Source organism: Verrucomicrobia bacterium S94, assembly GCA_004299845.1.
Classification (GTDB): domain Bacteria; phylum Verrucomicrobiota; class Kiritimatiellia; order Kiritimatiellales; family Pontiellaceae; genus Pontiella.
In genome coordinates, this window is sequence record CP036201.1 from 3,297,534 (window position 1) to 3,320,130 (window position 22,597).

Sequence of the window (22,597 nt, forward strand, 5' to 3'; positions counted from 1 at the left end):
GGCGAGGTTAAAAAACTGCCCATATGGACGTGGGTCAGGTACGTCTTTTTGCCTTTTGAAAGATCGCGCCTGCAATCAATAAAGCGAGGCCGGGCAAAAGCCAGACGGACTGACGTTCGATGAAACCCATCCAGAAAAACGGAGAGGTGCAGAGCATCGCGATCCACATGACCCACGGGGATGCTGCCGCTTTTTTCCGGACAATGACGCGATAAAGCATATACGCAGGAAAAATCAGACCATACGCGCTCATGAAGAGGCGGTAAACGATTTCACCGGCAGTCAGGCCCTGATACATCGGAAGTTCCGGCACGAAAGCCCCGATCATTCCGGCCGGGATTAAAAGCACAGCCAGTCCTTTTTTTCGGGCACCAATACCTGGAAGAGTCCGGATGCGGTCGAGATGTACGGTAACGGTAAAGAACCACTGGCAGATAATATGGAGCAGAATTCCGATTGCAAGCAGCGGACTTAGCGGAAATATAATCCGCTCTCCATCTATTACCGTATTGAAAATACCCGCGTAACGGGTCGTCAGAAAAATCATAAACGGAAAAAAGAGCACAAAACCGATGGTGAACCCGAGCCGGCCTTTGGATGCGGTCTCCAGCTTCTGCCGGGCATGGTGAAAAGTGACATCGAGATAGGGACACAGCAGAAATCCGAAGAACATGACCGGCAGCATCCGGAACGGTTCCGCGGATGGTTTGGCGGATTGCACCAGCGTCGCATTAGCACTCTGGAGGCCGGATGAAAAAAACGTCCCCAGCAATACCGTCAGACTGAGCGCAAGCAATACCAATGCGGATTTCTGTACACTCCCGCGAAACAGCGCCCAGCCGATGAGTAATACGAAAGCACCGAAAACACCAAAACCGCCGGCAATCCAGATTCCAGGAATCTCAAGTCCCCTAAAAAGCAACCGGAATAGCCAGCTGATCCAGTAGCAATGAAACGCCAATGTAATAGCGGAAAACCACCAGACAGCCCCTGAATGTTTTTCAACAAAACGAACCGAATCAGAACCCGTTTTTATTACCCAGCCCATCGCGGCCGCGCCTATGACATTGGGCACCGCAAAAATCAGATAGCCGGGCCATCCCATTTCACGCAAAAGCAGAACCGGCAAAAACATGCCGATACACCAGGTCCACGAGCAGGCAAGATAGGCGCCCCACCGTATGGAATCACGTACCGAAGCTGGCCCGGCTGTTATGCTCATTTGCTTTTTTTTCTGCGCAGCCTTTTGGCCTTGTGATGCGCCTTAGGCGTTACATGAAACGTTGCCGTACATCGGCCGACCCGCTTGGGCTTCGCCGGTTTCCCACCCACCATTCTCGGCCGGCTTCCGCGTACCAGTGCCTGAACAATATCCATGCGAATGGCAATATTGAACTCTTTTCCCGTGGCCACCAGCTCATGGATATCGTCGAGCGGAGTCATCTGATATTCCGCCGGGCCCATGCAGGGGCGCAGAAATCGATAATCCAGATGTTTGCAAACGACGGTATAATCACCACCGCACACCTTGAAAATATAGTTTCCGCCGGCAATTTCTGAATTCCCCAGCAACGATGCGCCTGCCATGGCATTGTACCAGTTTTTATTAAACCGGCGGAAAGGCAGAATCGCCCGATGCTTCGTTCCATCCGACGCCATCGTCAATCCTGAATGAAAAGCATACGGAAGCCAGATCATGGAACACAAACGGTTCCAGAACAGGTTTCGGGTGGAAAGTTTGGAAATATACGCATCCAGACGTTCATATAACGTCAGTTTTTCTTCATGAATTTCGGGGGCTTCACTACGGGTGGTCTCTATTGTGTTTTCTTTATGATCAGGTTGTTCCATGGAATTCTTTTCGAGCTTCAAAACCGCACCGTTCTTCCGGCGGTACTACCGTTTATTGATCCGGTTTATTCATAATTTTTCGGTGAACGTTGATATTCGCAGACAAAAGCTTCGCAGTAAACAAAGAGCGCATACCTAATTTTTAATCTTCTTCCACCATTCCGGTTCATCCGCTCAACCCCCTGCTTTGCACAAAATATTTTTCCCGGATTTATTAATAAAAAGCGGTCCCCGCAAATGGCGCAAATCATCCTCTTTACAGGACCGGATACCAGCCTGTACCGCCGCGCTGTTTTGGCGGCTTCGGGGCCCTCAGGAAGCGGCGCGAGATGAAGCACATTCAAACTTCTTAACGCAGTGCTATTCCGGTCCCCACCCTTTAGCGGCTCTTTTCTTCAATGGTTCCGGTGTAGCGTTTTCGGCAATACTGATTGAATGCTTCTAGCAGTTTGTCGTGCGTATGACGTTCAAATTCATAGTTCCAAACCTCGATATAGCGCATACCGAGCTGTTCAGCCTGTTCAAAAACAGCAGAATACTCTCCAACCGGAAAACGATGCGCCTGATCCGAGCGGCCGATCACCTGACCGTAGATATCCCCGGGAAATTTTTCGATTAATTCTAAAAGATCAGGCTGATACGTGTTTTTTCCGGAAATCCACCACATACCGATCCCGACCTGATTTTTAAGCGCAGGATCATCGATGATTGCCTCCATGATTTTTTCCGGAACAGCACTGCTGCCGAGCAGCTCATGCACTTCAAACGCAACCGCCTTATTATTGAATGCCCGGGCGGTTGAGCGGATAGCGGTTAACGACGCTTCCGTCCAGATCTCAGCGAATTGTTCCTCCTCCCCGGAATCCAGTCCGGCGGCGGAAAGCAGACTGTTGTACGGTACTCCGTTAAAATGCCCTTCGATTCCGTTGCCGGTCATCTGCGGAACGTAAACCAATTTAAGCCGGTCATCCGTCTTATATTTTTCAGCCAACCCCTGCATCAGTATCCCCAGGCGCTGCTGCACAACAGGATCCCAGTATTTCGGCATTTTCACTGCCTGTCCGCGAAACTGACAATCGAAGAGTTCAATGTTCATCTCCGACACCATCCATTGCGGCGTATGTGACGCCATCGGTTTTCTGGAACGCTGCGGCCGATTCACGGCTTTTGTCGGTACAGCGGAACCGGCCTCAATGGATACCCAGCCTGCATAGACCGCCAGACTCCAGTTTCTGCCTTCCGGAAGAAGACCGAGCTGCCGTTCAATAGCCGAAAAATCAAACCGGCCCGGTTCCGGTTCCAGTTCAGCCCAGGTGGTGCGAACCAGCCCGCCCTGCAACTCGGGGTGATTCACCGCCCGCTCCGTCAGCATGCTGCTGTAACACCCCCACGGCTTATCCATCTGCGCCGCACGCCCGTTCAAACAGAGCACCGCCATAATCAGAATCATCAAACGCATATTCATTCCATGAAAACGAAGAATACCGCCGTTTTATTATACCGGTCTGCCGTTTTCTGCATGTACAGGTGCTGGAAATCAGTCGATATCCTCCAGATTGAACGGCGTCATCTGGTAGACATAATAGTTCAGCCAGTTGGCAAACAGCAGATGCGCGTGCGACCGCCAGCTGACTTTCGGCATTTTTGAAGGGTCGTCATCAGGAAAATAATTAGCCGGAATAACCGGATTCATGCCCTTGGCCAGATCCCGTTCATATTCCTCTTTCAACGTCAGCGGATCATATTCGGAATGGCCGGTCACAAAAATCTGCCGCCCCTGTCGTGCCAGCACAATATAAATTCCCGCCTCCTCGGATTCCGAGATAATAGAGAGCTCTTTGACCGGCTCAATATCCTCACAGCGCACCTCCGTATGCCGGGAATGCGGCGCAAGAAAACGATCATCAAACCCGCGAATAATCGGCTCCGTTGTGGTGCGGACCGTATGCTCAAACACACCGGAAATTTTGTTTTCAACTCCGTATTTGGGAATTCCGTAATGATGATAAAGCCCGGCCTGGGCCCCCCAGCAGATATGCAGGGTCGAAGTGACATGGTTATTCGTCCAGTCGAGAATTTCACAGACCTCTTCCCAGTACTGCACCTGCTCAAACTCCATCGTCTCCACCGGTGCACCGGTAATAATCATACCGTCATATTTGTTCGCTTTGATGTCAGCAAAGGTTTTGTAGAATGTCGACAGATGCTCCGGAGCCGTATTCTTCGGTTCATAAGTGGCAGTACGAATGAGATCGACTTCAACCTGAAGTGCCGAATTGGAAAGCAGGCGAAGCAGATGCACTTCCGTATTTTTTTTAATCGGCATGAGATTAAGAATCACTACTTTGAGAGGCCGGATATCCTGGGTCACCGCCCGGGATTCGGTCATGACAAAAATATTTTCCTGGTTCAGAACATCCGCAGCCGGAAGTCCATCCTGTATTTTTATAGGCATGTCTATTCCTTCCAATCCTCTCCCGGCCTTACGCAATATGAGAAACTGCCGGGCAGCTAAAATATAGCCGGGTAGAATCCGAAATATAACGGCATTAGGCAAATGACAAATTTCTTATATTTCAACTGTTGCAGCACCGGCGGTCCGGGGTCTTGTACCGAACTCAATTATCTGCCAAGTTGCGTACCGCATAATCAGAAGATACAGCATCAATAACCGGCGTGCCCATCCTGTACGCCATTCGGCAGACAACGGAGATCAGTTTTAATGAAAAAAATCAACAGTTCCCTGGTTACCGCGGCAGGATCGCTACTGCTTTCATCCACCGCCTTTGCCGGAAATACCGGCGAAGCCACACTCAGCGTCATGCCCCAATCCGACAAAGTTCAGCAATCGAACTACGGAAAAAACTCCTTTCAGCTCACCAATACCGGCAGCAAAAATATTGCCGAATTCCGGATTGACGTTACCACAGCCCTTTTTCCCGATATTGTCTTCGATCCCGAAGGGATCGCCGGCGACAGCGTAGCCAAACCGCTGCAGATCAATAAAAACGAAAAAACCGGCTTCGTTCCGGTCAAAAAGGCCAAAGGAAAAACCTATCTCGGCGAAGGCGGAGCCAAAGGCTATAAAGGCCTGCGCCTGACCTTTGATCCCTCGACCGACGGCGGCTTCAATCCCGGAGAGACCCTCGGCTTTTCTATCGATATGGATTCAAACTCGCTCGCAGGAACAGAAAAGGGTCCCATCGACCGCGATACCGCGCCTAAATGGGATTGCGGCGGCGTCTCCGGCGCGGAAATGATCGGTTCCACCTTTCGCGTTGTTTTTGAAGATGGATCGCAGGCTTCCGGACAGCTTTTCTCCACCAAAACCCAGGCCGGATCCCAGGGCGTTGCGAAACAGCAACCCGCTCAATCCTCATTGAAATTAAGCGTTAACGGTAAAAAGCCCGGCGAAACCGGAACCTATGATGACCAGGGCATCCGACTGACCATTCAGGGGGAAAAAGGCGCCCGCGTGCGCATTGTTTTGGCCAAAGGATTCATCCAGCCCGTCAGCGCGTACAGCAAAGATCTTGAAAAACAGCTGGAAAAACTGGCCGCCCGGGATTTCCCCGCAAATAATGCCGTGGAGCTGCAGTTCACCGACGTCACCCTGACTGGAAAACCGATGGATCTCTCCGGAAAATTCGACCTTGACGGTGTGGAAAAATACGATTTTTCAGCCGATCCCGATAAACCGTTCAGTACCGATGAAGACCGCCTTCCCCTCGCCATTACCGCCGCCGTGATCGATCCCGACAATAAAGACATGCCCATAGGCTCCGTCCTGCCGCCCATCTATCTCACCTACCGGTCAAATCAATAAACCTCCGTTTATCCGGCCAAACCGCCACCGCGTCCGAATGCCGGGATAACGCCTTAATTGTTTCATACATTTGAACAGAATCTACCGGCCGCCCCACTCTAACTACTAATTTTAGTAGTTATTAGTAATTATTAGTAATCAATCTTTCGCCCGTAAAATGAGGTCAATCTGATCAGAAGGATAATAGATAAAGCTGCGCCCGAACTGGCGTTTCACCAGTAATCCTTTATCCTCCAGATATTGAAGGTCGCCGCGGGCTGTTTCATAAACAATTCCGTGTGTGTTTTGATAAGCTTTGATTGAATACTCCGCACTTGGATTTCTCAGGGCATGGCCCAAAAGCGTAATCTGCCGATGATTAAATTTAAGCGACGAATTTCTCAGCATCATTTCAATCGACTGAACAGATTTAGTTTTTTCAGCAATGTAGTGGTGAAGTTCTTTGATGGCCTTCTGAATAATATCCAGATGATAAATGATAAAATAGGTCAGATCATTTTCATCGGTCTCAGTATGCAGGTATGCTCGGCCATACTTTGATGGTGCTTTTTTAATGATACTTGAAATCGAAATATATTCTGCCAGCCAATACTTTTGCTGAAGCATCGACCAATAAAAAAGGGCCCGCGCAGTACGTCCATTACCGTCCATGAAAGGATGATCGTAGGCCAGCCAGAAGTGCAGGATGATGGCTCGCACAACCGGATGAATAAAATACTCAGGAGTATTACCGTTTGCAAAATCACACATCGCCTGCATACGTTTCGGTAATTCGTTGCATTTTGGCGGGGTATGGAGCACCTCATTCGATAGGTTTTCATAAACCCGTACATTATCACTTGTTCTAAACCGGCCGGCATCATCCGGATTATCCATCGTATCTGCAGTTACCGTCCGATGTATTTCGAAAACCAGTTCAGGTGTAAGCGGCTGATCCTTGATTTCCCGAATCAATTGCATCGTCCGGTAATTATTGAGGATCATCTGTTCATTTTTATCCCGGGGAGTCCGCTTCTCACGCAGCATTTCCTTTGCAACTTTTCGGGTCGTCGTTGCCCCCTCCAGCTGACTCGAAGTAATCGCTTCTTCCGTCAACGAGTGTAAAAGATATCGATTTCTCGTTTGAGGATTCGTCAACCCCTCATCCGGCATCTCAATCCGCCCGCCGGCATCCTGATCAATGTGGTGAAGAAGCTCAGGAATTGGATCCGGTTTTGAAAAAATGAATGGCTCATGCCTTGTGTTAACCAACGAATCCAAGGATTTAACCTGTTTTTGACGGGCACTCTTTAACGCAAGCCACCATTTTTCATGGGTATATCCTTGGGGAGGATTTAACCGCCTAAGTTTGTCCCAATGAATGTACTCTCCCTTATAACAAACCTCTGTGTGCATTAATACATCACGCACAGAAGCCGGATTACCATTAAAATAATCTTCGAGGATTTCACGCCAATCCGGAGGAGTTGCAGGAATTTTCATAGCCAATACCATTTATTACTAATTAATACTAAAATTAGTAATATCGGATAATCTACCAGCACTCAACTACTAATTTTTCGGTTATTAGTAATTAGATTTTCCAAAGGATGAAAACAACAAAAGCCCCTAATTTTCGAGGCTTTTAAGGAAATTTAGGAAAAGAGATTAAAATCTACCTCCAAGATTACGTATTAAATCAATGGTACTCATGTAATGTACTCCTGAGCTACAGCATACATCAGGAATAAAGATTTTCTTTCTGCTCTTAGGATCTGACTTTTCCTGAGTAACTAGAGCGCGTCCCATTCATTGCATGAGCTTTATTCGCAGGGGTGTTCTTCTATAAAAATCCGAGCAAGAGAGGCTTTTTTGCCTCCCTTGCCGGAAAAAGACGCTTTATATTTCCTGTCCCAACAACAAAGAAAGGTAAAGCGCAGTGAGTATCATCCAATTTCAACCAGAGTTTCGTCCAGCACTTCCTGCAGTAAAAGGCCCAAAAGATTACACGGACTTCCTTGAGCGTATGGTTCAGATCGACTCGATTCTGATCTCATCGGGGCTCGAACACGAATTCATTAAGCGAAAGATTGCGGATACCCCTTCTGAAAAAAGTTGTCCAGCGCCTCAAACGCTCCAGCGGGCCCTGCGTTACAATATTCTGCTTGGCGTAACAACGGATTCGGTGAGGAAGCCTGCCGTACGCGTGGCCGACAGTCCTCTTCTGCAGTGGTTTACCTTTACTGGCTTTGTGGAGATTGCCAGGCCGGTATCCAAAAGCAGTATCGAGCGTTTTGAAAAAATGTTTGAAACTCAAGAGATTGAATCGCTTATTCACAGCCTGAACCAAATTATGATGGATCAGCGCAAGGCGGAGCTCCTTCTTCATCAGCAGACCGCTCTCAGGTTCGAAGAGATCTTTGCCGATACCACCTGCGTGAAAGCCAATATTCATTTTCCGGTCGATTGGGTCCTGCTCCGTGATGCCGCGCGTACACTGGTGAAGGCGATTATCCTGATCCGGAAGCAGGGGCTGCGCCATCGCATCGGTTCGCCGGAACAGCTCATGACCAGGATGAATAAACTCTGCATTGAGATGACGCATACCCGCAGGCGGCCCGATGCCAGAAAGGCGCGCAAAGCTGTTTTGAGAAAGATGAAAACGCTCGCAAAAACCATAGAGTCACATGCTCACAATTACCATGCTCTACTTGCCGGGCGCTGGCAGGAAACGGAGTGGAGTGAGCTTGAAAAAGAACAGGTCCTCAATCGTATGCAGCATGTTCTCGATATACTGCCGCAGGCGATTCATCAGGCGCACGAACGGATCATCGGAGAGCGCCGGATAAAAAATGCCGATAAAATCCTCAGCCTGTATGAAGACGATATTCATGTTCTGGTACGCGGCAAGTCCGATGCCGAAGCGGAGTTCGGCAACGCCCTTTATCTCGCTGAGCAGGCCAACGGCCTCATCGTTGATTGGGAATTTATAAAAGATCAGCCGAAGAGCGACAGCAGGCTCGTAAAGGAAAGTACAAAACGCCTGCAGAAAAATTACAGTCGCATTCACTCCTATACCGCTAACCGCGGCTTTGATGCGCCGGGAAATACTGTCCACCTGGAGGAGCAGCAGATCATCAACGCCATTTGTCCTCGATCCGTAACCCGGTTAAAAGAACAGCTTGAAGACGACGAATTCTGCAGACTCCAGAAACGCCGAGGCAGCACGGAGGCGCGAATCAGGCTGTTCAAAAATGCGTACCTCAACCGTCCCTTGAAAAGCCGGGGGTTCGCCAGCAGAGAACGCCGAATCATCTGGAGCATTCTGACGCACAACCTCTGGAAGCTCGCCGGGATAGCCATTGAGAATAAAAACGGGCTTCTTGCAGACGCGGCATAACCCGTTTGTTCATTCCGGCCAGGCTTACTCAAAAGACCCCTTGCGCCCCGATGTCGTCAAAAACATAGAAATGCACGGCAGAGGCGAATGCACAAGTCGTCCAGCTGCATCAAACTGACTTTTGCTTCCTGCCAGATTTTGAGGCGAAAACAAAAACAGATACTTTGGGACGGGCTCCAGCTACAATCTAAAGAAAATCTTCACCCTATCGGGAAGGTGCGCCCCGGAACGACCGCTCCGAACCGCAAAACAGCACGCCAAGGCCTTGGCGCGACCTATTCTCGCGTTTTCCCGGGTTAAATCCTGCATCGAGATGAATTATTTGGCTTCAGCAGAAAAGTCTTTCGTAGTTTTGCAGTCAGGCAGTGTTTTAACTCCGACAGGCTGCTAGACACATTGCCATCCCAAAATGCATAACTTACGAAACCGCAATATTCACCAGGCGGCCGGGAACGATGATGACTTTACGGATGGTTTTATCTTCTAGCCACTTCCGGACGTTTTCGGCAGCCAAGGCGGCGGCTTCGATATCCTCTTTCGACGCTTCGGAAGCCACCTTGATTTTGTCGCGCGTTTTTCCGTTTACCTGAACCACCAGCTCGATTTCATCGCGTTTGAGAGCCTCTTCGTTCACGGTCGGCCAGTCGGCATTCATAATGCCGGCACCGTGACCGAGTTCAACCCACAGCTCTTCGGCGATATGCGGTGCGAAGGGCGAAATCAGCAGAACAACGTTTTCGATGGCATCGCGGAATACGATTTTGGCCGATTCCGAAGAATCATCGGAAATTCTGAGATGATCGACGGCATTCATCAGCTCCATAATCGCGGCAATCGCGGTATTGAAGGTAAAGGCGCCGTCGAGACCGCGGGTGATCTGCTGGATCACCTCGTTGGTTTTGCGGTAGAGGTCGCGCTCGGCGTCGGCCATATCGGCAATCACCGGCTGTTTTCCTTCGACCGACTTCAGCAGATCGAGGTTTTCCGAAACCCGGCGCCAGATGCGCTTGAGGAAGCGGTAGGCCCCTTCCACACCCGAATCCTGCCATTCGGCTTCTTTTTCCGGCGGCCCGATGAAGAGCGTATAGAGACGTACCGTATCGGCACCGTATTTTTTGAGCAGTTCTTCCGGAGAAACCACGTTCCCTTTCGATTTCGACATCTTATACAGATTTCCATCGGGCCCCTTTTTGCAGATCATGCCCTGCGTAAAGAGGTGTTTAAACGGCTCTTCGAAATCGATCAGACCAAGGTCCTTGATGGCTTTGGTGAAGAATCGGGCATAAAGCAGATGAAGGATCGCATGTTCAATACCGCCGATATACTGGTCGACCGGCATCCACTTATTGGCGATTTCGGTATTCACCGCCTGGTTTTCATCCCGGGCACTGAGATAACGCAGAAAATACCAGGAGGAATCGACAAAGGTGTCCATCGTATCGGATTCGCGCCGCGCCGGTTTTCCGCACTTCGGACAGGTGCAATTCATGAAACTTTCGCTCGATTTAAGCGGCGATTCGCCTTCGGCTTTAAATTCTACATCGGTCGGCAGCAGAATCGGGAGGTTTTCCTCTTTCTCCGGCACGACGCCGCAGTCGTCGCAGTAGACCATCGGAATCGGTGCACCCCAGTAACGCTGGCGGGAAATCAGCCAGTCGCGCAGGCGGAAATTAATGGTGCCGCGGCCGAAGCCCTTTTCCTCGGCATATTTTGTCATGGCGGCGATGGCTTCGCGGTTCGGCATTCCGGTGAATTCACCGGAATCGACGCAGGTGCCGTCTTCGGTGTAGGCCGTTTCCATCTCCTCGAGCACAAGAGAATTGTCCGGATTCTGGATGGAAAGTTTGATCGGCAGGTCATATTTTTTCGCAAACGCAAAATCGCGAGTATCGTGCGCCGGAACGGCCATCACGGCACCGGTGCCGTACATCAGCACATAATTGCCGACCCACAGCTCAATCTTTTCACCGTTGTAGGGATTGATCAGATAGCGGCCGGTGAAAATTCCGGCCTTTTCCACCTCGTCGGCCTCGCGGTCAAGGTTGGTCAGTTTAGAACACTCTTTGATGAATTCGAGGATTTCGGCCTCATTCGGCATGCCTTTAATCAGGTTTTTCAGTTCCGGATGCTCCGGAGCGAGCGCCATATAGGTGCAGCCGTAAATGGTATCCACACGGGTGGTGTAGCAGGTGATTTTATCGATGTTGTCTGCCGCTCCGTCTTCGCGCGGAACAATATCAAAATCAACTTCCGTCCCTTCAGAACGGCCGATCCAGTTTTTCTGCATGGTTTTCACACGGTCGGGCCAGCCGTCGAGCGTGTTCAGATCGTCAAGCAGGCGCTGGGCATAGTCGGTGATTTTAAAGAACCACTGCTCCATCGATTTCTGGATGACTTCGGAGTCGCAGCGTTCGCACGCGCCGTCGACCACCTGCTCATTGGCGAGCACCGTGGCACAGGACGGACACCAGTTCACGTTGGAATTCTGTTTGTAGGCCAGGCCTTTTTTATAAAACTGAAGAAACAGCCACTGCGTCCACTTATAGTAGTCCGGCATGCAGGACGTGACTTCCTTGTCCCAGTCATACATACAGCCCCAGGCGCGGAGCTGCTCTTTCATTGTGGCAATGTTGGCTGTGGTGTATTCCGCCGGCGGCGTCCCCGTTTTGATGGCCGCATTTTCCGCAGGCAGACCGAAAGCATCCCAGCCCATCGGGGTGAGTACATCAAAACCCTGCATTTTCTTATAGCGCGCAACCGCATCGCCGATGATGTAGTTACGGCCGTGGCCGACGTGGAGCTTCCCGGACGGGTACGGAAACATCATCAGGCAGTAATACGGATTTTCCGCTGCCGCCAGATCGGTTTTAAAGTCGCCGTTTTCATCCCAGAAATTCTGCCACTTTGATTCAATTTCGTTAAAAGGATAGTCTTCGTTCATGTGCTTCGCCGTTAATAGTTAATGGTTATTCGTTAATCGTCTGCTCCCGGAACCGGGTCTTTAGCCTTTTTCAGATAGTTCATATATCCATTCGTCAATTTCACCGCATCCCAAACCAGTTTTTCACCTTCTCTAAACAGAGCTTCATCAATCAGCGCCTCATCTAGCGCAGTCTGCAGATGATCCAAAACCTCATAGGCCGACCCTCTGGCGTTACCGCAGAATTTAGCATTATCCAGATAATGGAACCGCCCGTGTCCTTCAGCAATATTGGCCGTGGTCGAACGGGCTACGCGAATGAGCTGATCGGCAAGCCGATATTTTTCATCCCGCGACAGCAAGGGCAGAATCCGGGCATGAACGAAGCGCCGCAGTTCGCGGCAGGCCTTCCAACATTTCAACTCCCGGAAATCCTTCATACCCTAACCCGATTAACCATTAACCAACTAACGATTAACAGCGAGCCGAATCCTTCGGATCGCTAAAGAACGCGAATATTAGAGATTTACCACCGTTTTTCCACTTCCAAAGGCCGGAAAAATCAGATGGAGAAAACATCCATGATTGGCTGGAGCTGACGGCGGGTGATCGCGAGGCAGCGAAGCATATAACCTCCGAAGGGTAATGGATTGAGTGCGCACAACATTTCCGGATTCGGACGGGTACTGGTTTGCGGAAGAACATCGGTGTGGTGCTGCTGGAAATCGAGAAACGGCTGCAGCAGTTCCGGATAGCGCTCCGCCGACGGTCCCAGAAGGTAGATGTTCAGCATCAGATCGAACGGGCCGAAAACCGCCGGGCTTCGGATATCGTCAACCGCCGGCCGGCAGCTGAATTTTTCCTCCACCACCGGAATATCATCCACCGCAATGGAAATCACTGATTCAAACTGCTCAAAAGAAAACTGTTCCGATGATTCGCTGCGGCCCGACTGCATCCAGTCGGCCAGGACCAGATCGGTAGTAGAGGAAATATTCCAGCGCTGCTCCTGACGAAACCGGGCGCCGGCGTGCAGCACCACCGGTTCCGGCAGAATGTGCACACGGGACCGGCTTCCGCAATCCGCGGTCAGCAGCTGCACCGCCCATTCTTTCGTTTCGTTTTTATAGACGTGGGTATTGGCCTGTGATTTCAGCAGCAGGCCGGTTTCCTCGCCGCACCGCACGTCGAGCCCGATCCGGTCGCCCTGCAGGATGCCGCCGCCATAGGAGGCCAGCTGAATTTCCACGGTATCGTCATGCACACCGGTTTCCATCAGCCGCAACGGCGCCCGACTGACCATGCGCGTCACCCGTGTTGCGGAGCGTATCCGGTCGAGTTCAAGCCTGCTTGTTTTCACAATCGGATTTATTTCCCCACAACCTGCTGATTGTACGCCGCACGGATATGTTCGATCACTTCAGAAATACCCACATTATTGCGGCACTGCGTGAACAGAAACGGACCGTCACCGCGCATCTTTTTAGAATCGCGCTCCATCACGCCCAGATCCGCGCCGATCAGTTCGGCAATATCGGTTTTATTGATAATCAGCAGATCCGACTGCGTAATACCCGGCCCGCCTTTGCGCGGAATTTTATCGCCGCCTGAAACATCGATGACATAAATCGTATAATCAGCCAGTTCGCGGCTGTAGTTGGCCGCCAGATTATCACCGCCGCTTTCCAGCAGCAGCCATTCAACCCTGCCGTCGAACCGCTCCATCAGTTCTTCAAGCGCATTAAGATTCAGCGAAATATCCTCGCGGATGGCCGCGTGCGGACAGCCGCCGGTTTCCACCCCGATAATCCGTTCAGCCGGCAGTGCGCTGTTGCGCGTCAGAAACTCGGCATCTTCCTGTGTGAAAATATCATTGGTCACCACAGCCAGACTCATTTCATCGCGCAGGGCCTCGCAAAGCGCTTTGGTCAGAGCCGTTTTACCGCTCCCGACCGGGCCGCCTATTCCGATGGTAAACGCCCGTTTTAAAAAATCGCGACGGAGCGGCACCTCGCGCTCGTCGTAATGCCCCGGATGTTCCATCACTTCGTGCGTATGCCCGTGCTCATGATGGTGATGATCATGCGAATGATGATGGTGGTCGTGCGTATGGCTCATACATGGTTCTCCTAATTTTGAAATAATTTGCTATAGAGGGATGGGTGCAGCATCTGTGCGATTTCAAGCATCGGAGTAAAACGCCGCACATCGCTCATTTTACTGTTTTCCGATGCTGCCAGCACCGCACTCATATCCTGCTCGAATTCCGACTGAATGGACTGTGCCGCCGAAGGCCCGATCAGCCCCAGCCGGACCGCGGCACTGATCTGGTCACGCAGCAGGGTAAACAGACAGAGTTCCTTCACCTGGGATTCCGATGCACCGGCCGCTTTCAGGCAGAGCGTCAGCAGCGGCAGGTAGTGCACCGCCGCCCCCGCATCCCTGAACTGTTGTTTAAAATCAACCTTTCCAAGGGCTGGAAAAAGATCGGCCAGTACACGATACCAGCCGCGTGCCTGGGCGATGGAGGCTTTGCGCATGGGTTCAGCCAGCATCATACGGTCGTAGCGAATAAAAACATCCGCATCGGGATTATGGAAAAACCGACCGATAAACGGCTGTTCAAAATGCCCCCACTGTTCCACGGCACTTTTCAGATAGCGAATCAGTTCGGACCGGGTACGCACCATGCCGCATTTAGCCGCCGCTTCAAGACCGCTGGAAAAAGCAAACCCCCCGACCGGCAGGGCTGAATCCGCCAGGTGCATCATCTGGATGGAGGTCAGAGCCATGAAATCAGAACAGTTGGTACAGCTGCGCCAGCGGCAGTTTTTCAGCAGGTTCGCAGGTGAGGTGCTCCCCGTCGACAGTCACTTTGTAGGTTTCCGGATCAATTTCAATATCGGGAAGCAGGTCGTTAAGCTTCATATCCTTTTTCGTCAGTCCCCGGCAGTTTTTCACAGCGGAAGCAGACTTGTTCAAATGATACCCGGCCACATTGTCCAGCGAAGCCTGCGAAACAAACACCAGCGAATTATTGGCCGGGGCCGAACCGAAACTGCCGAACATAGGCCGCGAAAAGAACGGCTGCGGCGTCGGGATCGATGCATTCGGATCACCCATCTGCGCCTGTGCAATCACACCGCCCTTAATGACGATTTCCGGTTTGCTGCCGAAAAAATCGGGGCGCCATAAAACCAGATCCGCCAGTTTTCCGGGTTCAATAGAACCGATTTCGTGGCTCATACCATGAGCCACGGCAGGATTGATGGTATATTTCGCCACATAACGTCGTGTGCGGAAATTATCATTTCCCGTCCCTTCATCCTCCGGCAAAGGTCCGCGCTGTTCCTTCATTTTATGAGCAGTCTGCCAGGTGCGGGTGATGACTTCGCCGATGCGGCCCATGGCCTGGGAATCGGAGGCAATAATTGAAAGGGCCCCCATATCATGCAGTATATCCTCCGCAGCGATCGTTTCGCCACGGATACGGCTTTCCGCAAAAGCAACATCTTCGGGAATCCGTTTATCGAGATGATGACAGACCATGAGCATATCGAGATGCTCATCGATCGTATTCACGGTATAGGGCCGGGTCGGATTGGTGGAGGACGGCAGCACATTGGGCTCGCCGCACAGCTTCATAATATCGGGTGCATGCCCGCCGCCGGCACCCTCGGTATGGTAGGTATGAATGGTTCGACCTTTGAATGATGCACAGGTGTTTTCCACCATTCCCGATTCATTCAGGGTATCGGTATGAATGGCCACCTGCACATCATACTGCTCCGCCACATCAAGGCAGCAGTCGATCGCCGCCGGGGTCGAACCCCAGTCTTCGTGCAGCTTCAGTCCGGCGGCTCCCGCTTCGATCTGTTCCGTCAGTCCCACAGGGCTCGAGCTGTTACCTTTGCCGAGAAAGGCAAAATTCATGGGATAGGCATCGGTGGACCGCAGCATCATTTCAATATGGGTTTTACCGGGTGTACAGGTCGTGGCATTGGTGCCGGTGGCCGGGCCGGTGCCGCCGCCGAGCATCGTGGTGAGACCGGAAGCCAACGCTTCGTTTATCTGCTGAGGACAGATAAAATGGATATGGGCGTCAAATCCCCCGGCGGTGAGAATCAGTTTTTCCCCGGCGATCACTTCGGTGGTCGGACCGCAGATCATATCCGGATTCACACCGTCCATCATATCGGGATTACCGGCTTTACCAATGGCATGAATGCGGCCGTTTTTGACGCCGATATCAGCTTTATAAATTCCGGTATAATCGAGAATCAGCGCATTGGTAATCAGCAGATCCAGCGCGACGTCCTGTGAAACTCCGGACTGCTGCCCCATGCCATCGCGCAGCACTTTACCACCGCCGAATTTACATTCATCACCGTAGACGGTGAGATCTTTTTCAACTTCAATCACCAGATTCGTATCTCCCAACCGTACTTTATCGCCGGTGGTCGGACCGAACATTGCGGCATAATTTTTACGCGGAATTTTCATCTGGCTTCCTCTTCGTGGTTGAAGCTTCGGTTACGAGCCAGCTTCAGGGCCGCCTCTTCCGAATCGGTGGACTGGATCAGCGCATTGCCGCCGCGCACGGTGGCCGTGCCGCCGATATCAACCAGCTCAACCCGTTTGGATTCGCCGGGTTCAAACCGGATCGCGGTACCGGACGGGATATTCAGCCGCTTCCCGAACGCCTTGGCCCGATCGAACAGCAGGGCCGGATTGGTTTCAAAAAAAGGATAGTGTGAACCGACCTGCACCGGCCGGTCGCCGTGGTTGAGTACAGTCAGTTCAAGGGTTTTCCGGCCGGCATTCAGCTCCAGTTCACCGGTCTCGCAGATGACTTCGCCGGGCATTTTTTCAATGATGTTATCCACCGGAATTCCGGCGTTGTTCCGGGTCAGACCGGAACCGTAAAGCGCCAGTTCCGGTTCCCCCTTTTCCCGGCAGACCGGCTGGTGCACCGTAATCAGTTTAGTGCCGTCCGGAAAGGTTCCTTCCACCTGCACTTCAGGAAGCATGGATGCCACCCCGTCCATTACATCCTCAAAACCGAGCAGTTTTTTTCCGCGTTCCATCAGCTCAGCCACGGAACAGCCTTCGCGAATGAATTCCAGCAGCTGGGCGGAGAGCAGGGCCACGGTTTCCACATAGTTGAGTTTCAGGCCGCGTGCATAACGTTTCTGCGCCAGAAACCCGGCATTATGCAGCATCAGCTTTTCAATTTCCCTCGGTGATAAATGCATTCCCGCTCCTCATTCCACACCTCCCCGGTCGAAGAATCCTGAGCCGGGCGGCCGGAAAACCGCCCGGTTTTCACGATCCTAGAAGGTTACAATAGATTCCAATGCAACGGTCTGGATGGTATCATCAGCCACCCCGTCTTCCAATATGTTATATTCCAGAACAAACGACAGATTGTCGGTCAGAACATAGGATGGAGCCACGGTGAATTTTATGTCGTCGTTCACATCGTTCCCGGCATCATCCTCAACCATCAGTCCACTGGTACGCAGGGTCAGCCCGAACTGATCCGTGAAGGTATAGTTGGCCATCAGCAGCCATCCGAAACCATCCGTACCTTCCGCACCCCAGTCGAACACAGCGTTGAATTCGGCTGCGAGCAGCAGCTGATCCATCGCATAGCTGGCCCATATATTGAGCAGAGACTGATCGTAGCCGGGATAGCTTTCTGTGGCCCCGCCGATTAAAACGGTCAGATCTTCAACTCCGGTGAATTTGGCACTGGCCTCTACACCGCCCCGGGACCCATCCTTATCATAGTTATCCCAAACGCCGGCAAGAACGGCACCGTATACAGAAAACCAGTCTGCGGCATAGCGTACTGAAGCCCCGTTCTGCATGCCCGGATATACCAGTGTTGCGGAATATGAATACTGGAAAAGGTTCGGCGCATGATAGGCTTCCCATCCGAGAGAACTGAGAAATTTACCCGCGGTAATGGTCACGTTGGATATTCCGGAATAGGCCATATAGGCCTGTTCAAGTTCGATGGAGTTCATCACACTGTTGGTGTCGCCGCTTCCGTTCACCCGGGCTTCAAAATAAACATCGTCGGTTAATTGTGAGCTGAATTTGATATTTGCGGCATCGAGACCGTACGAAGTATCCGTTCCGGCTTCCGAATCGCTGGCCGAAACCGACATATCAAGGTAGCCCGACACTTCAACCCCTTAATGGTGAAACCTTCATCTTCTGCACCAACTGCCACCGAGCCTATTCCGGCCACTACTGTGGCTATAATCATTCTTTTCATGGCTGTTCTTCCTTACTATGCTTTCTTTCCCTTAGTAGTGGTCGCGGGGTTGTCGCAATGGATGAACGTCAGACGTGAAGATACTCTTCCACAAGCTCTTCACGCAGATGGGTTATTTCATCCGCGGCAACCACGCGGCCGCGATTCATCAAAACGAAGCGGTCACAGAACTCCTTCACAAAATCCAGATACTGCTCAACAATCAGAATGGTCATGCCCTGTTCCCGGCTGAGGGAACGCAGCACCTCGCCGATCCGCTGAATAATATTCGGCTGAATGCCTTCGGTGGGTTCGTCGAGAATCAGCAGCTTCGGACGGGTAACCAGTGCGCGGGCAATCGCAAGCTGCTGCTGCTGTCCGCCCGACAGATCCCCGCCCATGCGACTGCGCATTTCATCAAGCACCGGAAAATATTCAAAGACCTCGGTCGGAATCAGATCCTGTTTCGAGGCCAGACCGGTCCGCAGATTTTCTTCGACGGTGAGTCGGGGAAAAATCTGCCGCCCCTGCGGCACATAGGCCATCCCCAGCCGAACGCGCTTATGAGGCGGAAGCACCGAAATATCGGTGCCATTAAAAGTCACACTGCCGAAGGAGAGTGAAAGCAGTCCCATAATATTGCGGACAAGCGTGGTTTTACCCACGCCGTTGCGACCCATAATGCAGACCATTTCCCCGACAGGCACCTCCATCGTTACCTCAAAGAGCGCCTGAACCCCACCGTACGAAAAACTCATTTTATCAATCTTCAACATGATCAGCGTCCCAGGTAGGCCTCAATGACTTCCGGATTATTTTTCACTTCTTCCAATGGACCTTCAGCCATAGACCGTCCTTCACAGAGCACGGTGACGCGCGAATCCAGCTGACGGACAAAATCCATATCATGCTCAATTACAATCAGAGTATGGTCTTTTTTCAGTTCCAGCAGCAGTTCCCCGGTCAGCTCGGTTTCGGCATCAGTGAGTCCTGCCGCCGGTTCATCCACCAGCAGCAGGCGCGGCTGGGAGAGAATCAATGAACTGATGGCCAGCCACTGGCGCTGGCCGTGGCTGAGATAGCGTGCCTCCGTGTCGGCATCATCGGCCAGTCGCACCCGTTCCAGCAGATGCATAATGCGGTCGTGTTCCACTTTGCTATTCTGTGCAATCAGCGTTTTAAAAACCCCCTTTGAACCAGGCAGCGAAAGCTCCATATTTTCGTAAACTGAAAGACTGTCGTATACGGTCGGGGTCTGGAATTTCCGGCCGATGCCCATGCGCACAATTTCGTCCTCCTTTTTCTTCGTAATCTCGGTGCCGTCGAACCAGACTTTGCCGGTGGTCGGCCGGGTTTTTCCGGTAATCACATCGCACATCGTTGATTTACCGGCACCGTTCGGTCCGATCACCACCCGCAGTTCGTTGTGCAGAATGCCAAGATTTTCGAGGTCAAGCGCCTTGAAGCCATCGAATACCGCTGTGATGCCCGACAGAAAAAGGAGATATTTTTTATCCCAAAGCTCATTCTGTTCGGGATTGTCGTTTACGTAATCCGGTGTTTTCAGATCCATCAGTCAAGCTCCGCCAGTTTACCGATAAGCTTCCGCCAAAGACCGACAATTCCATGGGGCAGCGCCAGCACGACCACAATAAACAGCAGCCCGAGCACAAACGGCCAGTAATCGGGTTTCCAGTCAAAACGGCCGATGCTCCACTGCGAAGTCATCATGCTGTAAAGCAGGTTGATCACCAGCGCACCGGTAACCGCCCCGACCAATGTACCGCGTCCGCCGACCGCCACCCAGATCACCATAAGGATCGACCAGCGCGCTTCCATATAGGAAGGGGTCATAATATTCGCCTGCGGCGTATACAACAGTCCGGCCAGCCCGGCCAGCATGCCGGCAAATACAAAGATGGCGGTTTTATAGGCATAGGGTTTATAGCCGGCAAACCGCAATGCGGTTTCGGAATCGCGCACCGCCAGCAGCACCCGGCCGAAACGTGTTTTGGTGATCAGCAGACAGATCAGATAGGCCCCGATCAGACAGAGCAGCGTAACCACATACAGCCCGATCTTTGTCGACGGATCGCTCAGGTCGTGCCCTGCAATGGTTTTGAAATGCGTCAGCCCGTTGGTCCCGCAGAGCTTCATCTCGTTTTTACTGAAAAACATCATGGCCGCAACCGTCAAAGCCTGCGTAAGAATCGAGAAATAGACGCCACGCACCCGACTCAGAAATCCGGCAAATCCAATGCACCCTGCAACCAGCCCCGGAAGCAGAATACCGAGAATAACCGTCAGCGTGAACGGTTTGAAGATCTGCCAGAACCAGGGCAGCACTTCCATGCCGCGCGTTTCACCGATTTTATACGGGTAAACCACATACAGCGCTTCCGGAATACCATTGTGCAACGTGCCCTGATGCGCCAGATGAATACCCATGGCATACCCGCCGAGTGCAAAGAAAAAAGCCTGACACAGACTGAGGATTCCGGTGTAGCCCCAGATCAGATCGAGTCCCAGCGCCACAATCGCCAACGCCATATAACGCCCGGCCATATTAACCGTTTCAACAGAAACCAGTCCGGCCTGTGCCAGCAGGGGCAGCAGCACGGCAATAGCCAGCACCACACCGGCAAACGATATATTCATCTGTCCGGCGGAAGTTCCGCAACGCGATCCAAGATGGATACCGGCCGGTTCATTCATCGTTCGCTCAGTCATCGGCCAACCTCCCTTTCGGAGCAAAGAGACCGGACGGTTTGAACTGTATGAAGGTGATCACCACGACCAGCACAATGATCTTGGCCCATACCGCACCGAAAAAAGTGCCTTCCAGCAGTTTATTCAACAACCCGAGTCCCATGCCGCTGCAGACCACCCCGGCCAGATTACCCACTCCGCCGGTCACCACCACGAGGAAGGAATCAACAATATAGTTCTGGCCCATATCCGGTGTGATTCCGCCGATGGTCGTCAAAGCATATCCCGCAATTCCGGCCAGACCGGAACCGAGCATAAACGTAAAACTGTCGGTCATCCGGGTGTTGATTCCCATCGAAGCCGCCATATCACGGTTTTGAATCACCGCCCGCATTTTAAGACCCAGCGAGGTGAAGCGCATCAGCGCCACTACTCCGCCCACACAGACCGCACAGAGAAAAAAGATGAAAATCCGGTTAAAGGAAAGGCTCATGCCCTCGGAAAGTTCAATGCCACCCTGCAGCCAGACCGGGGAGTTCGACGGCCGGTTGTCACCGAAAATCAGGCGGATGGTCTGAATCAGTATTAAACCGACGCCATACGTGGCGAGCAGCGATTCAAGCGGCCGTTTATAGAGCCGCCGCACCACCGTCCATTCAATCAGACCGCCGAAGGCGGCCGACATCAGAAACGCCGCCGGCAATGCCAGCACATAATAGATGCTGTTCGGGGAATCCGGCGTATGTCCGAAAAACAGCTGCATGCAGTAAGTCGTGTATGCGCCGATCATCATCATTTCGCCGTGTGCCATATTGATGACACCCATCATGCCGAAGGTCACCGCCAGCCCCAGTGCCATCAACACCAGCACGGAACCGGTGGAAATTCCGGAATTCAGAATATTGAACGTACTGATCAGTCGTTCACGGGCAGTAATCCGGGCCAGCGCGGTTTTCACGGCCGCCGCAACCCCGGGATCATCCATATTTTCGATAAAGGAACGGGCACGGATACTGCGGATTTTTCCAAGCTCTTTCACCGCCGCACGTTTCTCCTCTTCCGATCCAAACCGTAGCTGCAGCAGCGCCAGGCTTTCGTTGGCACTTTTACGGATATTCCGTTTCGGATCGGATTCCGAAAGTTTAAAAAGGGTTTCGCGAAGACCTTCAATATCCTTACCGAGCCCGGAGCGGCGCACCGCTTCCAGCCGCCGGCTGTGATCCGGCGCATGCAGCTCCAGCAGCATAATCGCATTCAGTACATTTTTTCGTTCGCGGCGCGACGGCTCAACCAGCTCCGTTTCCTCGATCGGAACAATCCGCACTGCACCGGATTCATCCTTCAGCGGTTCCCGGCTGAAGAGATCGCCGAGATGAACAAATTCATCCAGATCATCGTTTTCAGTAACCTCCAGCCCCAGAACCAGCTGATCATTCCAGAGATAAAGACTGCCCAGCCGGTAATCCCCGAGAATCCGAATCAGACGCTGATCTCCGGTTTCGACCAGTCTGGCCAGTGTAACCTTTCGATGATCCGCATCCGATGAAGCCAGCGCTTTAAGCAGATTTTCAACCGGATCCGCAACAGCCGTCATTCCGAAAAAACACAGCAGTCCGGTAAAAATAACGTTAAGTTTATTCATGAATT

At 51.9% G+C, this 22,597-nt stretch carries 20 protein-coding genes; 2 read left to right on the forward strand and 18 right to left on the reverse strand.

Annotation, left to right across the window (positions count from 1 at the left end; translation table 11 throughout):
- Positions 1–34: 34 nt before the first annotated feature.
- From EGM51_14505 to metA, 4 genes are all read right to left on the reverse strand, one after another.
- On the reverse strand, positions 35–1,222 hold the full coding sequence (locus tag EGM51_14505) for a hypothetical protein (GenBank protein ID QBG48553.1): 1,188 nt from the start codon (positions 1,220–1,222) through the stop codon (positions 35–37).
- On the reverse strand, positions 1,219–1,851 hold the full coding sequence (locus tag EGM51_14510) for a hypothetical protein (protein ID QBG48554.1): 633 nt from the start codon (positions 1,849–1,851) through the stop codon (positions 1,219–1,221). The genes EGM51_14505 and EGM51_14510 overlap by 4 nt, the downstream gene beginning before the upstream one ends.
- Before the next feature lie 379 nt (positions 1,852–2,230).
- Complete coding sequence (locus EGM51_14515) at positions 2,231–3,310, reverse strand: hypothetical protein (protein ID QBG48555.1); 1,080 nt, start codon at positions 3,308–3,310, stop codon at positions 2,231–2,233.
- A gap of 78 nt (positions 3,311–3,388) precedes the next feature.
- The gene (metA, locus tag EGM51_14520; GenBank protein QBG48556.1) at positions 3,389–4,306 is read right to left on the reverse strand and encodes a homoserine O-succinyltransferase; all 918 of its coding nucleotides are present in this window, start codon (positions 4,304–4,306) and stop codon (positions 3,389–3,391) included.
- A gap of 267 nt (positions 4,307–4,573) precedes the next feature.
- Between metA and EGM51_14525 the strand changes: the two genes are divergently transcribed.
- Positions 4,574–5,677 carry a hypothetical protein gene (locus EGM51_14525; protein QBG48557.1) on the forward strand — a complete coding sequence of 368 codons (1,104 nt, stop codon included), beginning with the start codon at positions 4,574–4,576 and terminating at the stop codon, positions 5,675–5,677.
- A gap of 138 nt (positions 5,678–5,815) precedes the next feature.
- Here EGM51_14525 and EGM51_14530 read toward each other — a convergent pair whose 3' ends face one another.
- Both EGM51_14530 and EGM51_14535 read right to left on the reverse strand, forming a co-directional pair.
- Positions 5,816–7,171 (reverse strand): Fic family protein, encoded by a 1,356-nt coding sequence (locus EGM51_14530; protein QBG48558.1) that lies wholly within the window; start codon positions 7,169–7,171, stop codon positions 5,816–5,818.
- Positions 7,172–7,324: 153 nt separating this feature from the next.
- The gene (locus EGM51_14535) at positions 7,325–7,465 is read right to left on the reverse strand and encodes a DUF4411 family protein (GenBank protein ID QBG48559.1); all 141 of its coding nucleotides are present in this window, start codon (positions 7,463–7,465) and stop codon (positions 7,325–7,327) included.
- Between the two features lie 217 nt (positions 7,466–7,682).
- Here EGM51_14535 and EGM51_14540 point away from each other — a divergent pair, with 217 nt between their 5' ends.
- Positions 7,683–9,056, forward strand: coding sequence for a hypothetical protein (locus tag EGM51_14540; protein QBG48560.1), 1,374 nt, complete (start codon positions 7,683–7,685; stop codon positions 9,054–9,056).
- 418 nt (positions 9,057–9,474) lie between these two features.
- On the opposite strand, the gene EGM51_14545 is transcribed toward EGM51_14540, so the two are convergent.
- The 12 genes from EGM51_14545 to urtB all read right to left on the reverse strand — a co-directional run bounded on the left by EGM51_14545 (position 9,475) and on the right by urtB (position 22,592).
- A complete protein-coding gene (locus tag EGM51_14545; GenBank protein ID QBG48561.1) occupies positions 9,475–11,997 on the reverse strand; it encodes a leucine--tRNA ligase in 2,523 nt (840 codons plus the stop codon).
- Between the two features lie 32 nt (positions 11,998–12,029).
- Positions 12,030–12,416 (reverse strand): four helix bundle protein, encoded by a 387-nt coding sequence (locus tag EGM51_14550; protein ID QBG48562.1) that lies wholly within the window; start codon positions 12,414–12,416, stop codon positions 12,030–12,032.
- A gap of 122 nt (positions 12,417–12,538) precedes the next feature.
- On the reverse strand, positions 12,539–13,336 hold the full coding sequence (locus EGM51_14555) for an urease accessory protein UreD (GenBank protein QBG48563.1): 798 nt from the start codon (positions 13,334–13,336) through the stop codon (positions 12,539–12,541).
- Between the two features lie 8 nt (positions 13,337–13,344).
- Complete coding sequence (gene ureG, locus EGM51_14560; protein QBG49321.1) at positions 13,345–14,019, reverse strand: urease accessory protein UreG; 675 nt, start codon at positions 14,017–14,019, stop codon at positions 13,345–13,347.
- Positions 14,020–14,105: 86 nt separating this feature from the next.
- A complete protein-coding gene (locus tag EGM51_14565) occupies positions 14,106–14,768 on the reverse strand; it encodes a hypothetical protein (GenBank protein QBG48564.1) in 663 nt (220 codons plus the stop codon).
- 4 nt (positions 14,769–14,772) lie between these two features.
- Positions 14,773–16,479: an urease subunit alpha gene (gene ureC / locus EGM51_14570; protein QBG48565.1), complete on the reverse strand. Its 1,707-nt coding sequence runs from the start codon at positions 16,477–16,479 to the stop codon at positions 14,773–14,775.
- The gene (gene ureA, locus EGM51_14575; GenBank protein ID QBG48566.1) at positions 16,476–17,231 is read right to left on the reverse strand and encodes an urease subunit gamma; all 756 of its coding nucleotides are present in this window, start codon (positions 17,229–17,231) and stop codon (positions 16,476–16,478) included. The genes ureC and ureA overlap by 4 nt, the downstream gene beginning before the upstream one ends.
- 78 nt (positions 17,232–17,309) lie before the next feature.
- Positions 17,310–18,170 carry a hypothetical protein gene (locus EGM51_14580; GenBank protein QBG48567.1) on the reverse strand — a complete coding sequence of 287 codons (861 nt, stop codon included), beginning with the start codon at positions 18,168–18,170 and terminating at the stop codon, positions 17,310–17,312.
- Between the two features lie 160 nt (positions 18,171–18,330).
- Entirely contained in the window at positions 18,331–19,017 is a 687-nt protein-coding gene (gene urtE / locus EGM51_14585; GenBank protein QBG48568.1) for an urea ABC transporter ATP-binding subunit UrtE, read from the reverse strand.
- 2 nt (positions 19,018–19,019) lie between these two features.
- Positions 19,020–19,814 carry an urea ABC transporter ATP-binding protein UrtD gene (gene urtD, locus EGM51_14590; GenBank protein ID QBG48569.1) on the reverse strand — a complete coding sequence of 265 codons (795 nt, stop codon included), beginning with the start codon at positions 19,812–19,814 and terminating at the stop codon, positions 19,020–19,022.
- Positions 19,814–20,971 (reverse strand): urea ABC transporter permease subunit UrtC, encoded by a 1,158-nt coding sequence (urtC, locus tag EGM51_14595; protein QBG48570.1) that lies wholly within the window; start codon positions 20,969–20,971, stop codon positions 19,814–19,816. The genes urtD and urtC overlap by 1 nt, the downstream gene beginning before the upstream one ends.
- Positions 20,964–22,592: an urea ABC transporter permease subunit UrtB gene (gene urtB / locus EGM51_14600; protein ID QBG48571.1), complete on the reverse strand. Its 1,629-nt coding sequence runs from the start codon at positions 22,590–22,592 to the stop codon at positions 20,964–20,966. The genes urtC and urtB overlap by 8 nt, the downstream gene beginning before the upstream one ends.
- Between the last annotated feature and the right edge of the window lie 5 nt (positions 22,593–22,597).